This is a genomic window from Clostridium sp. LIBA-8841, assembly GCF_057782475.1.
In genome coordinates, this window is sequence record NZ_CM173488.1 from 1,852,055 (window position 1) to 1,865,006 (window position 12,952).

The following is a 12,952-nucleotide window of genomic DNA, read 5'->3' on the forward strand; positions in this document are numbered from 1 at the left end:
CTATAACCATATCAGAATTAAAGGTGATGATATGGTTATATTTAATATTAAAGAGAATTTTAAAGTGGTTGAAGAGTGGAAGCCTGATGAATTCCCAGCATGGATTCTAATGGAAGAAGATGAAATAAATCTTTTAGAAGAGATGTTTTCTTATGAGTGTATAAAAGAATGCATTGATTATAGACAAGAGCAGAGAATAGATTATTTTAAGGATTACATATTTATTTTGATTAATATAATTGAGCAATCTGACAAGCAAATCATCTCAAAAGAGCTTGATATATTTTTAGGAAAGAGCTTTATAGTTACGGTTTATAAGAGTAATATATCACTTCTATATGATTTAATTGAGGACATAAAGGAAGAGAAAAATTGTCAACTCTTTAAAATGGATAAAAGTCCTTCTGTTATTCTTTATTATATATTAGATAGAATAATAAAAAATAACTATAATATAATTTCAGATCTAGAAACAGAAAGCGATAAAATAGAGTTGGAAATCTTAAAAGATCCTGAGAATAAACATTTAAATTCATTGCTATTTATAAGAAGAGAGGCATATAAGCTTAGAAAACTTATAAAACCTATTAGATACATAGGTGATGCTTTAGTTATGGATGAAAATGGAGTTGTAGGAGAAAAAAATAGAATTTACTTCAAAAACATAAATAGTAAAATAGAGAAATTGATGACTTCTTTAGATACTTTATCACAGGAGTTGGCAATTGTAAGAGAGGCTTATGAGTCAGAATTAGCTAATAAAACTAATGAACTTATGAAAGTATTTACCATAATAACGGCAGTTTTTTTGCCTTTAGAATTAATTACTGCAATCTTTTCAATGAGCTTTGACTGTATGCCTTTTAAAACATATCCTTATGGGTTTTATATTATGGTAATTGTATTGGGATTAATGGCACTGATTTTACTATTATTATTTAAGATAAGAAAAATTCTATAGTTTGACAAAATATTACCAAAAATATAAAATTAGATTAAATAGATAGGAGGGCTATATTATGAAAGATGTAAAAGATTTAAAAAAAGAATATGAAAATGCTTGGGGAAAATATGAAGGACAGGATCTTAAAAATGTTTTTTCTTTAAGTGACAGATATAGAGAGTTTATGTCAGTTGCAAAAACTGAGAGAGAATGTGTTTCTGCTTTAGCAGAAATGGTTGAAAATAAAGGTTTTAAAAATTTTGATAAAACAATTGAAAATGGAGAAAAGATATCCGCTGGTGATACACTTTATTCTATTAATATGGATAAAACAATAACTTTAATAAAAGTAGGTTCAGAACCATTAGAAAATGGATTAAGAATAATAGGGGCTCATATAGATTCTCCAAGACTTGATGTTAAGCAAAATCCATTATATGAGGATTCAGGATTAGCATTATTAGATACACATTATTATGGAGGAATAAAAAAATATCAATGGGTAACTATACCACTTGCAATTCATGGAGTTGTTATTAAAAAAGATGGTACTAAGGTAAAAATTGTAGTAGGTGAAGATGATAATGATCCTGTAATAGGAATATCAGACCTTCTAGCTCATTTATCAGCTAATCAAATGGATAAAAAGGGTGCTAAAGTGATAGAAGGAGAAGACCTAAATGTTTTAGTGGGAAGTATGCCTCTAAAGGGTACAGATGAAAAGGAAGCTGTTAAAGCTAATATTTTAGTTTTATTAAATGAAAAATATGGCATAACAGAAGAGGATTTTGTATCTGCTGAATTAGAAATAGTTCCTGCAGGAAAAGCAAGAGATTATGGATTAGATAGAAGTATGGTTTTAGCCTATGGACATGATGATAGAATATGTGCTTATACTTCAGCTGAAGCTTTAATGGACTTAGGTGATGTTGACAAAACATGCGTAGCATTATTAGTTGATAAAGAGGAAATAGGTAGCGTTGGAGCTACAGGAATGCAATCAAGATTCTTTGAAAATTTAGTTGCGGAACTTATGGATAGAAGAGGAGAATATTCAGAGTTAAAACTTAGAAGATGTCTTCAAAACTCAATGATGTTATCAGCAGATGTTACTGCTGCTTACGATCCAAATTATCCATCTGTATGCGAAAAGAAGAATACAGCTTACTTTGGAAATGGAGTAGTATTTAGCAAATATACAGGAGCTAGAGGTAAATCAGGATGTAATGATGCCAATGCTGAATATATAGCTCACCTAAGAAATATTATGGATAAGAATGGTGTTGTGTGGCAAACTGCAGAGCTTGGAAAGGTTGATCAAGGTGGCGGTGGTACAATCGCTTATATCTTAGCACAATACAATATGGAAGTTATTGATTGTGGAGTGGCATTACAAAATATGCATGCACCTTTAGAAGTAGCATCTAAGGCAGATATATATGAAACTAAAAAATGTTATAAGGCATTTTTTGAAGAAGCATAATTACTAATGAAGAAAAGGCTGTACCAAAATATCTAATATAACCTATATATTTAAACTTTATTGGGATATATTAGGAGAGTTTGTGGTACAGCTCTTTTATTTTTACAAAAATAATTTGTTTGATAAGGGTTTATATATGAATAAGGTTTTAAAGGGAAATTTAGTTTTTTTAAGTATTACTTTCTTTTTAGGGTTGACTTTTATAAATGATTTTAATGGTAAAAGATTTCTTTGGTTCTTAAATATAATGTTCTATTCTCAAATAATATTTATGATAAGAGATTTTCTTAAGGATAGATATTTAGAAGAAACTACAAAAGAAAAATGGAAAATTATTAGAGATTGTTATTTTTTAAATATCATGTTTACAATAATATTGTTTAATAATATTGTAAGTTTAAATACTCGTTTAAAGTGTATATCTTTATTATTATTTGGGGGATGCTTATATTTAATCTTTAGGACATATAAGTATTTCAATGAATTAAAAATTTATAGCTATTATAAATTAGCTTTAAAAGATTCATTATTAATATTATTTCCAGTTCTAATAATATTAGTTGGATTTGTACCAAGAAATTTGCCTGGAGTTTTAGAAATTGATAGGTTTACTAATTTTATATTAAATATAAATAGTATACTCGGAAATTTTATGATAATAAATTTTGTATTTATTTTACTTACATCTCTTATATTATCCTTTTATTCTAAAATTCAAAAAAAAATGAATATAGTTTTAATGTTATATATTTGTATGAAAATATCTGTATTTTATTTTATGAGCTTAAATTCGAAATATGAAAGCAATTTAATATATACATCAATAAATTTTTTAGAAATATTTATTTTTGCAGCTATTTTAGATTTTGGGAAAAAAGACAGAAAGGTTTATTCTAATAAAATAGAGCATATAAGAAAAGAGAGTTATAATGATATTTTTAATATGATAATAGTAATTACTTTTATTATTTTTTCTTTTTTAAGTTTATTAGTATTTAATATATTAAATACTAAAGTTAATATTTTTAGATATGTATTATTAAGTACTGTTACTATGAGTGCATTTTTAATAAGAGTAATTATATACAATAGAAGCAAGGAGAAGCTTACAAAAGAAATTTTACTAGAGGAAAAGTTTGATTCTATCAGAAATATTTATACTAGGCTTGAATTTAAAGAGAGTCTTGAAAACTGGTATGGACCATATACTACATTTTTGATTGATTTAAATAAATTTAGTCTAATAAATGATATTTTAGGAAGAGAGAAGGGTGATGAAGCTTTAAAGGAATTTGGTAAGGTTTTAGATAATATATCAAAAACATTATTTGTTAAAAATGTATATGGTGTTTATGAAGGGGATGAATTCTTAATTGCAATTAATAGCAATGATAAAAAAGATATAATGAAGCTTTTAAACAAGTTAGAAAATATAAAAAAGATACATTTAAATAGTCTTAATAAAGAATTTGAAATTGGGGTTAATATAGGTTATTCAGTAAATTTAGGAAATAAGAGTTTTCAAGAAATAATCGAAGAAGCATCTTTTGCAAAAGAAATAGCTAAAAAAGAAGTTTTTGTTTCCTCTATAGAATATACTGAGCTATTAAAAAATATAAGAATAAGAAAAAATCTAATAAAAAAAGATATTAAAAATGCATTGATAAATAAAAAATTATATACTGTTTATCAGCCACAAATATCTTCTGTAGATAATAAGATAAAAGGCTATGAAACGCTTATACGATGGAATCATGAAATATTAGGTCCTATACCAGCCTGTGATATAGTTAAATCACTAGAAGAAATTGATTCTATTAAAGAATTAGACTTATATGTTTTTGAATCAACATGTGCATTTCAAAGTAAGTTAATCAAAAACAATATTAATTTGCAATGTTCTGTAAATATATCTATAAATACATTAAAGAATAGGGGAATAGTTTCTAAGTTAGATAAGATAACAAAAAAATATGATTTAATACCTAAAAATATTACTTTAGAAATCTTAGAAGATTTTGATTTAGAGGCTAATGGAGTTGCTTTAAATGAAATAATAAGACTAAAAAAGTATGGATTTAAAATAGCAATTGATGATTTTGGAAAGGGATATTCTTCTATAAATAGATTATTAAAAATACCTTTTGATCAGATAAAGATTCCTAAGGAGTTTATAGCTGATATACCAAATGACAAGTATATATCAATGATTAGTGCTATTTCTAATTTTGCTAAAAGTTTAGATGCTGAACTTGTAGTTGAAGGAGTGGAAAGTAAGGAATACTATGACTTTTTTAAGTTATTAGATTTTGATGTTATTCAAGGATTTTATTTTTCTAAGGCTTTAAAAGAAAAAGAGTTTTTAGAATATGCAAAGAATTTAGGAGTTAGTATATCAATATAGGAATCTTTAGTATATAATTAAGTTATGTAAAGGATATAATTTAAAAAGATAGAGTAATTAGAAGTATTTCTATACACTGTATCTAAAAGCACAAATGACTATAAGCGAATATTCAAGAAGTATTAGTTTTAGTTATTTAGATAAAAGGGGAGAGTCAAATGAAAATAGCGTTAATTGCACATGATAAGAAAAAAGAAGAAATGATAGAACTTGCAAAGGAATTTGAAGACAAATTAATTAAACATGTTCTTGTTGCAACAGGAACCACTGGTCTTAAAATCATGCAAAACACATCTTTAGAGGTTAAAAGATGTAAAAGTGGTCCACTAGGTGGAGATCAAGAAATAGGAGCTATGGTAGCAAACCATGATATTGATATGGTAATATTCTTAAGAGATCCATTAACAGCTCAACCTCATGAGCCAGATGTTAATGCATTACTTAGACTTTGTGATGTTTACAAAGTTCCATTAGCTACAAATACAGAAACTGCTAAGCTTATAATGACAGATATCTAATAATATATGTTAATTTAAAGACTGTTTTAAATTTATTTAAAACAGTCTTTTATTATGCTAATTATATTATAACCATACATGAATATTGTGAATATAATAATATATATTAAATTTTAGGAGGAAATATTTATGTATGATTGGAGTAGATTAAAAAACTATGGATTATGGATGTCAATTTTTGCTTTAATACCATTAATACTTGAAAGTTGTCATATAAATATTTTACCAGGCAATTATAATGAAATAGTAACTGCTGTCCTATCAATATTAGTTATGGCTGGAATATTAAGTAATCCAACTACTAAAACAAGGGGATTTGGGGATGATAAAATTGAACCTAAAACTTTAGATGAAATAAGTGACAATGTAATTAATAGAGAAGATGATAATAAATAGTAGAAAAATGTTGAATTTAAACTTTTGCTGTATTAAAATTAAAGTATTGGAAGTAATGTATTGAAGAATAGGAGATGTTTTATATGGCAAAAGAAATAATAAAAACAAACAAAGCACCAGGTGCAATTGGACCTTACTCACAAGGAGTAAAAATAGGAGATTTAGTTTATACTTCAGGACAAATTCCACTAAATCCTGAAACAGGAGTAATGCCAGAATCAATTGAAGAACAAACAACACAATCATTAGAAAATGTAAAGGCTATCTTAGAAGCTGCTGGAACTTCTATGGATAAAGTAATAAAAACTACAGTATTTTTAAGTGATATAAATGATTTTGGAAGAATGAATGAGGTATATGCTACTTATTTTACAGAAAATCAACCAGCAAGAAGTGCAGTAGAGGTTGCTAAATTGCCTAAGGATGCTAAAGTAGAAATCGAAGTTATAGCTACTTTAAAATAGTAACTATGTTTTCGTAATTAGCTAGATAGGGGAGATAAGTATGAATTACAAAACTACAGGAGTTTGTGCTAAAGAAATTAACTTTGAAATTGAAGATAACAAAATAAAAAATGTTAGTTTCGTAAATGGATGTCCGGGAAATTTAATGGGAGTTGCTAGACTTGTTGAAGGAATGGAAGTTGAAGAGGCTATTTTAAAATTAAAAGGAATAGACTGTAGAGGTAAAGGAACATCTTGTCCTGATCAACTTGCAAAGGCTTTAGAAGAATATAAAAGCATGCAATAGAACATAAAGTATAATTTCAATTTTAATCAAAAGAAATTTTATTTAAATTGAAATTATATTTTAAATAAGAAAAGTGACTATATGAATAATTCATATAGTCACTTTTTTATTATCTAACGTAAGCTTTTATCGTTACAATTTCTTTTCCTAAAGATTTGCCGTAAGGTCTTATGGTATATTCTTTTATACATTCTGGTATTATGAAGGTTTCAGCATAATGAACAATAAATGGTTCAAAAGAGTTTGTAGGGCTTTCTACAATGGCCTCAGCACCTTCTACAAGGTTTAGTACATTAACACTTTTATCGGTTGAGTGATATACTTTTTCAGAAAATATATGTCTTCTTGTTTCAATGAATTCTCTTTCATGTAAACCTGTTTTTTCCTCTTTTATATTATTACTTTGAGAAATTATTCTAATGTCATTTACTAGATTTTTTTCAACCCAAGAAGTAGTTCTATCCCATTGAATATTTTTTTCACCATGTTCTAAATGTATAGGTCTTGGAAGGCCATCTAAGCCAAGTCTTCCCCAATCCCATAGTTTGAAAGTAAATATATAAGGAGTAGTGCTTATTTCTAAAACCATTGTTCCATTACCAGAACAGTGAACAGTACCAGCTGGAATTAAAAAATGATCATGTTTTTTAGCTTGAAATTTATTTACGTATTTATCTGCTTGAAATAGAAATTCTCCATTTTCAGCAAGTTTTAAGTCTCTAATCATTTCATCTTTATTTATGCCTTCTTTTAATCCTAAATACACATAGGAATCTTCTTCACAATCAAGTATATAGTAACTTTCATCTTGAGTATAATGCATACCAAAGATTTCTTGTATGTATTCTGTTAATGGGTGTACTTGTAATGAAAGGTTTTGTCCACCCATAGTATCTAAGAAATCAAATCTAATAGGAAATTCACAGCCAAATCTAGCATGGACCTTATCACCTAAAAGTTTTCTAGGGTTAGTTAAAACTAAATTAATAGCTGGAAGTTCAACTTTTATTTCTCCAAACTGAAGATAAAGACTATTTTCTTCAGGTACTCCATCAAAGCTCCAAGCATAATTTTCAGAATTTTTATCTAGATTACAAACTTCTTTCATCCATTGACCACCCCATACACCAGGATCAAAGTATGGAACTACTCTAAATGGTTTTGAAGAAACTTGCATAAGTCCATTGAAAAAAGCATCAGAAGTTATCATCTTTGGATTGTTTGGAATATTGGTATCTAAAATATAATTAATTTCAGAGAATAGAGATTTTTTATGCCTATCCATCATTCTCCATTCTAAGAAAAAGCCCCTTTTATATTTTTTTAGTATTTGTTCATTTTCATTATTGGCTTTCCAATTTCCCATTCCTTTTCTATAGCGTATTTGTATTTCCCATCTTGCAAGATCAGAAAATATAAGTATATCTCCTTTAGCAATTAAAGAAGCACCTGTACCATATATAATAGTTAATCCCTTATCTTGTTTAGATAATAGTTCTCTAGCTTTGTTTATGTTTTCTTCAGGAAAAAACTCAGAAAGTTTTTTATTATTCATAACTCCAAAAACTCTATCTTCAGTCATGAAGTCTTTAATCTTTTCATTTATATCCTCAGGACATAATGCAAAATCATCAGATTTTATCATTTTAACAGGGGATAATTTAGAAAATGCTTTTTCTATTTCTAATAGGTCAACTCCTATATAGCAATCTATAACTAATATAGGGTTATTTTTATTAAGCATATTTATATTATTTTTTAGTTTTTCAATTATTGAATCATATCCTTGCCAAGCTTCCTTGTGAAATCCTTTAATTTTATTTGTAGGATGCTTGTCATAATTATTATATTTATTAAACATAAAAACTCTCCCTTAAAATATTTGTATTATAAAATAATATTACAATATGTAATTACATATATCAAGTTTTATACGATTAAAAATATTAAAATATAGTTAATAAAGAATAAATGTATTTACATTATGAAGACATGCATATAAAATTAGGGTGAGGTGTTATTTATGAAAAATTATTTTATAGCATTAGATGTGGGAGGAAGTTCTATTAAAAGTGCTTTGGTTGATAACTTAGGAAATGTTATTACAAATATTTCAGTAAGAGATTCCTTAGCTAATAAAGATAAAAATACCATTTTAAAAAATTTTATTGAAATTATAGAATTTCATATTTCAGAGGGAGAGAATTTAGGTGTAAATATAGAGAAAGTAGGAATTGCTTTTCCAGGTCCTTTTGATTATGAAAAAGGTATTTCTTTAATAAGGGGTATTGGTAAGTATGAAAGCTTATATAATATTAATTTAAAAGATGAGCTTGAAACTCTTTTACCAGAATTAGAATTTAAATTCAAAAATGATGCTCATCTATATGCTTTAGGAGAGTGTAATTTTAGAGAAGGAAAAATTTTTAATAAGCTTTTATGCATATGTATTGGAACGGGAATAGGTTCTGCTTTTATTGAAAATAAAAGCTTACTATATGAAGGTGAAAATATACCAAAGGAAGGATGGATATACGATAAACCTTTTAAAGGCTCTATAGCAGATGATTATATATCTACAAGGGGATTGTTAAGGATTGCAGAAGATAATAATATAGCTATTTCAACTGGAAAAGAATTATATGAGTTAGCTTGTAATAATGACAAGAAAGCCTTAAATGTTTTTAAGTCTTTCGGTAAAAATTTAAAAGAATTTATGGAGCTATATGTTAAAAAATGCAATATAGAAGCCATAGTTATAGGAGGCAATATATCTAAAGCATATGAATTTTTTAAGGAAGACTTAGAAAGAATGTGTAGTGATAACAATGTAACAATATTAATAAGTGAGGATTCTACAGAAAGTACCTTAATAGCTGTTCCTATGTTGTTCAAAAAATAGATTAGTTTTGTTTATATAAATTAAAGAAAATTTTAATGTATAAAATTAAAAAGATAATTATATCTAAAGTATAAAATAAAAAGGTTTTGAGAGGTGTATATTTATGTTAAAGAAAAAGTGGAAAATACTTGTTTTAAATCACAGTCATACTGATATTGGATATACTGATAGGCAGGAAAAAATAGAGAGGCATCATATAGAATATATAAAAGAGGCAATAAATATATTAAATGAAGCATATGAAAATGGAAAAGAAGAATGGCAAGGCTATAAATGGACTTGTGAAAGCTTTTGGTGTGTAGAAAGATTCTTAGAAGAGGCTACTGAAAAGGAATTAAGTGATTTTATAAAGTATGTTAAATTAGGTAGAATTGGGTTAAGCTTAAACTATTTAAATTTAACAGATTTAATAAGTGATGATGTATTAAGAGATGTATTTAATAGAACAATTGATAAATTAAAGAGTTTAGGATTAAGTGCTAATTGTGCTATGACAGCAGATATAAATGGATATTCATGGGGATATTCACAGGCCCTTAAGGATAGTGGTGTAAACCTTTTATATTCATGTATTCATACTCACCATGGAATGTATCCTAATGGAAGAAAACAATATCCTTTTTATTGGGAAACTCCAAATGGAGACAAGCTTCTTTCATGGGTAGGAGAACACTATCATGTTGGAAATGAGTTGGGATTTTCTCAGTTTAATAGTTGGGAATTCACCATAAAAGATGGATTAAATAGTAAAGATATAGGGCACTATGAAAGAGCTGAAAAAAGAATATTTAATTATTTAGAAAAGTTTGAAGAGGAAGATTTTCCTTTTGATTTTCTTCCAGTAACAGTTTCGGCTCTTATGACAGATAATGCTCCTCCAAGTTTTAAAATTATAGAATTTATTAATAGATGGAACAAGGAACATGGCAATGAAATTAAGCTTGAAATGGCAGTATTAGAGGATTTGTTAGAAAATATTAATAGATTCAAAGAGTCAGACTTAATACCAACTTATAAAGGAGATTGGACTGATTGGTGGGCTGATGGAACAGCATCAACTCCTGGAGCTGTTAAACACTATAGAGAAGGTTTAAGATTGTATAATTTATGTAAGAAATTAGATCCTAAAAATGAATTAGGAGAAAAAAAACTTATGAATGAAGCTCTTAATAATTTTATGATGTATTCAGAGCATACTTGGGGATATTCAGCTTCAATTACTGAACCATGGCACACTATGGTTAATAACCTGGATTTAAGAAAACAATCTTTTGCTTCAAATGGACATGAAGCGGCAGCAAGAAACTTAGATAAAATAACTTATAAGCTTGGAGAAACGGAGCTTAAGATGTGGAGAGATATAAGTTTTAAAGTAGTAAATCCACATGATGAAAAGAGAAGAGAAATTGCTAAATTTTTCTTGGAGGTTTTATTTGGACATGAAAATTTTGAGATTGTAGATAAGGATACTGGTAAGGTTTATCCGCATCAAATAGCTATGGTACCTAGAGGATATGAAATAAATGTTTTAGTTGATTTAGAGCCAAAGGAAGAGAAATCTTTAATATTTAGAGATATCAATAGGGAAAAGCTTAAGACAACAGCAGGATATACCTTAACAGGCGCTGATGGAGTACAGGATTTAGTTAATGATAGAAAAGATTTAATAGTTACTCTAAATAGATTAGAATCTCCTTTCTTTAAGATAAAGTTTGAATTAGAAGAAGGTATTATAGAATTTATTGACAAAGAAAGTGGAAAAAATCTTCAAAGAAAAGATAGAGTTGTAAATGCTTTTACACCTATATATGAAGTTACACCACTTAAAACAGATATTGCCAATGATAGAAGGTTAATGGGAAGAAATAGAAAGGCATATCATAGTATTAGAGACTTTGGAAAACTTATAAATGTTAAAGTATTAAATGATGGAGATTTATTTGGAAGAGTAGAACTTGAATATAAGGTTAAAGGATGCTCCAATTACTTTGTAATACTAACTATTTATAAAGAATTACCTAGAGTTGATGTAGATTGTAGAGTTGGAAAAGATAATGTATTAAATGCTGAAAATTTATATGTAGCACTTCCTTTTACTATGGAGGAAAAAGAGGAAATTTATATAGATAAGACAGGATGTTATTTAAGACCTAGAATAGATCAACTTCCAAAGAGTTGTGTAGATTTCTATGCAATACAAAATGGAATGGTTTTAGAGGGAGAAAAGGAATCTCTTGCAATAACATCAAAAGATGCTCATATGATTTTTATGGGAGATATTAAACCTCATGAAATAAATTTATGTGGAGATCCTGGAGTAATAAATAATGATTTAGTATATTCATGGGTAATGAATAATTATTGGGAAACAAACTTTAAAGCTTCTTTAGGTGGGTTCTATGAATTTAATTACTCCGTATTTAAGGTTAATGGGGATGCTAAAAAGGCATTTAAAGAGATTATCAATCAAAATGAAGGAGTAGTTTGTTTTAATAGGTGGAATTAATATAAAAAAGTAGTATTTAAAATGTAATGCATAAAAAATAACTTGAAATAAAACTTATAAATAACATGAAGAGAATATCTGAATAAGCTTTAGCAAAACCTTAGAAGTAATCGCTATAAATTCTTAGGGTCATTCAGTAATTCTCGGAATATATTTATAAGTTTTATTATTTTAAGTTTTGAGAAATATGTAATTACATTTTAATATAGATATATGATATAATTTTTATTAATAAAGAATCAAGTTAAGAAAAGGGTGTTTTTATGCATTTACATAATAAAATAGAAAATTATATACTAGATAAGATTGAGTCAGGAGAATTATCAGAAGGAGAAGTACTTCCTACTGAAATGCAATTATCAGAAAAATTTTCTGTAAGTAGGCCCACAGTTAGGCAAGCACTTAATAGTTTAGTTAATAAAGGATATTTAAAGAGAATCAAGGGAAGGGGAACCTTTGTTACAAAACCTAAAATAGTGCAAGATAACACTAGATTCATAGAGAGCTACAATAGAGAAATGAATAATAAGGGGTTAAAGCCTATAACAAGGGTATTAGGTAAAGAGATAATATTAGCAGATAGTAAAATTGCGGAAAAATTGGAGATAGGCGAAGGCGATAAGGTTATTAGAATAGAAAGACTTAGATTTGCTGAAAGAGAGAATAAAAAGGATGATACAAATCATAAGCCTGTTCTACTAACAAATGTTTATTTACCTTATAAAGTTGCTAGAGAAGTTTTAGGAAATGACTTAGAAAGTACATCATTATATGATATTTTAGAAAGTAGGGGTTTAAAAGTTTGTAGAGTAGTTAGAGAGATAGAGGCTAAAAATGCAGATTATAAAACTGCAAGACTTTTAGAGATAAATGAGGGAAAAGCCATTCATTACTTATCATCAATTGGTTATTTAAAAAGTGGGAAACCAATAGAGTATTCTGAAAGTATTTACCCAGGAGAAAGAAATACATTTATTGTTGAGTTAAATCTTAATTAAAAAAGGATATTAGTAAAACTAATATCCTTTTTTTATTTAAGTTTTTTAAATA

General features: G+C 27.3%; 11 protein-coding genes. 10 read left to right on the top strand and 1 reads right to left on the bottom strand.

All coding sequences use genetic code 11. The annotated features are described in order from the left end of the window. Nucleotides 1-31 precede the first annotated feature (31 nt). The 7 genes from AC2A4K_RS08120 to AC2A4K_RS08150 all read left to right on the top strand — a co-directional run bounded on the left by AC2A4K_RS08120 (nucleotide 32) and on the right by AC2A4K_RS08150 (nucleotide 6,494). A complete protein-coding gene (locus AC2A4K_RS08120; protein ID WP_322503447.1) occupies nucleotides 32-961 on the top strand; it encodes a magnesium transporter CorA family protein in 930 nt (309 codons plus the stop codon). A 58-nt stretch (nucleotides 962-1,019) separates the two neighbouring features. Continuing rightward, the gene (locus AC2A4K_RS08125; protein ID WP_322503446.1) at nucleotides 1,020-2,426 is read left to right on the top strand and encodes an aminopeptidase; all 1,407 of its coding nucleotides are present in this window, start codon (nucleotides 1,020-1,022) and stop codon (nucleotides 2,424-2,426) included. Nucleotides 2,427-2,562: 136 nt separating this feature from the next. Further along, the gene (locus AC2A4K_RS08130) at nucleotides 2,563-4,830 is read left to right on the top strand and encodes an EAL domain-containing protein (RefSeq protein ID WP_322503445.1); all 2,268 of its coding nucleotides are present in this window, start codon (nucleotides 2,563-2,565) and stop codon (nucleotides 4,828-4,830) included. A 158-nt stretch (nucleotides 4,831-4,988) separates the two neighbouring features. Then, the gene (locus AC2A4K_RS08135; protein WP_322503444.1) at nucleotides 4,989-5,348 is read left to right on the top strand and encodes a methylglyoxal synthase; all 360 of its coding nucleotides are present in this window, start codon (nucleotides 4,989-4,991) and stop codon (nucleotides 5,346-5,348) included. Nucleotides 5,349-5,477: 129 nt separating this feature from the next. Continuing rightward, nucleotides 5,478-5,744 carry a phage holin family protein gene (locus AC2A4K_RS08140; RefSeq protein ID WP_322503443.1) on the top strand — a complete coding sequence of 89 codons (267 nt, stop codon included), beginning with the start codon at nucleotides 5,478-5,480 and terminating at the stop codon, nucleotides 5,742-5,744. Between the two features lie 83 nt (nucleotides 5,745-5,827). After that, entirely contained in the window at nucleotides 5,828-6,208 is a 381-nt protein-coding gene (locus AC2A4K_RS08145; RefSeq protein WP_322503442.1) for a RidA family protein, read from the top strand. A 40-nt stretch (nucleotides 6,209-6,248) separates the two neighbouring features. Continuing rightward, entirely contained in the window at nucleotides 6,249-6,494 is a 246-nt protein-coding gene (locus AC2A4K_RS08150) for a TIGR03905 family TSCPD domain-containing protein (RefSeq protein ID WP_322503441.1), read from the top strand. Nucleotides 6,495-6,603: 109 nt separating this feature from the next. Here AC2A4K_RS08150 and AC2A4K_RS08155 read toward each other — a convergent pair whose 3' ends face one another. Continuing rightward, the gene (locus AC2A4K_RS08155; protein ID WP_322503440.1) at nucleotides 6,604-8,355 is read right to left on the bottom strand and encodes a class I mannose-6-phosphate isomerase; all 1,752 of its coding nucleotides are present in this window, start codon (nucleotides 8,353-8,355) and stop codon (nucleotides 6,604-6,606) included. A 162-nt stretch (nucleotides 8,356-8,517) separates the two neighbouring features. Here AC2A4K_RS08155 and AC2A4K_RS08160 point away from each other — a divergent pair, with 162 nt between their 5' ends. The 3 genes from AC2A4K_RS08160 (at nucleotide 8,518) to AC2A4K_RS08170 (ending at nucleotide 12,900) form a co-directional block, all read left to right on the top strand. Beyond that, entirely contained in the window at nucleotides 8,518-9,396 is an 879-nt protein-coding gene (locus AC2A4K_RS08160) for an ROK family protein (RefSeq protein ID WP_322503439.1), read from the top strand. A gap of 103 nt (nucleotides 9,397-9,499) precedes the next feature. After that, complete coding sequence (locus AC2A4K_RS08165; RefSeq protein WP_322503438.1) at nucleotides 9,500-11,902, top strand: glycoside hydrolase family 38 N-terminal domain-containing protein; 2,403 nt, start codon at nucleotides 9,500-9,502, stop codon at nucleotides 11,900-11,902. Between the two features lie 263 nt (nucleotides 11,903-12,165). Further along, nucleotides 12,166-12,900 (top strand): GntR family transcriptional regulator, encoded by a 735-nt coding sequence (locus AC2A4K_RS08170; protein ID WP_322503437.1) that lies wholly within the window; start codon nucleotides 12,166-12,168, stop codon nucleotides 12,898-12,900. The last annotated feature ends 52 nt before the right edge of the window (nucleotides 12,901-12,952 follow it).

Excerpts from the sequence above, each read along its gene's own strand:
- AC2A4K_RS08120 (WP_322503447.1), top strand. The coding sequence starts at position 32 with ATGGTTATATTTAATATTAAAGAGAATTTTAAAGTGGTTGAAGAGTGG.
- AC2A4K_RS08125 (WP_322503446.1), top strand. The coding sequence starts at position 1,020 with ATGAAAGATGTAAAAGATTTAAAAAAAGAATATGAAAATGCTTGGGGA.
- AC2A4K_RS08130 (WP_322503445.1), top strand. The coding sequence starts at position 2,563 with ATGAATAAGGTTTTAAAGGGAAATTTAGTTTTTTTAAGTATTACTTTC.
- AC2A4K_RS08135 (WP_322503444.1), top strand. The coding sequence starts at position 4,989 with ATGAAAATAGCGTTAATTGCACATGATAAGAAAAAAGAAGAAATGATA.
- AC2A4K_RS08140 (WP_322503443.1), top strand. The coding sequence starts at position 5,478 with ATGTATGATTGGAGTAGATTAAAAAACTATGGATTATGGATGTCAATT.
- AC2A4K_RS08145 (WP_322503442.1), top strand. The coding sequence starts at position 5,828 with ATGGCAAAAGAAATAATAAAAACAAACAAAGCACCAGGTGCAATTGGA.
- AC2A4K_RS08150 (WP_322503441.1), top strand. The coding sequence starts at position 6,249 with ATGAATTACAAAACTACAGGAGTTTGTGCTAAAGAAATTAACTTTGAA.
- AC2A4K_RS08155 (WP_322503440.1), bottom strand. The coding sequence starts at position 8,355 with ATGTTTAATAAATATAATAATTATGACAAGCATCCTACAAATAAAATT.
- AC2A4K_RS08160 (WP_322503439.1), top strand. The coding sequence starts at position 8,518 with ATGAAAAATTATTTTATAGCATTAGATGTGGGAGGAAGTTCTATTAAA.
- AC2A4K_RS08165 (WP_322503438.1), top strand. The coding sequence starts at position 9,500 with ATGTTAAAGAAAAAGTGGAAAATACTTGTTTTAAATCACAGTCATACT.
- AC2A4K_RS08170 (WP_322503437.1), top strand. The coding sequence starts at position 12,166 with ATGCATTTACATAATAAAATAGAAAATTATATACTAGATAAGATTGAG.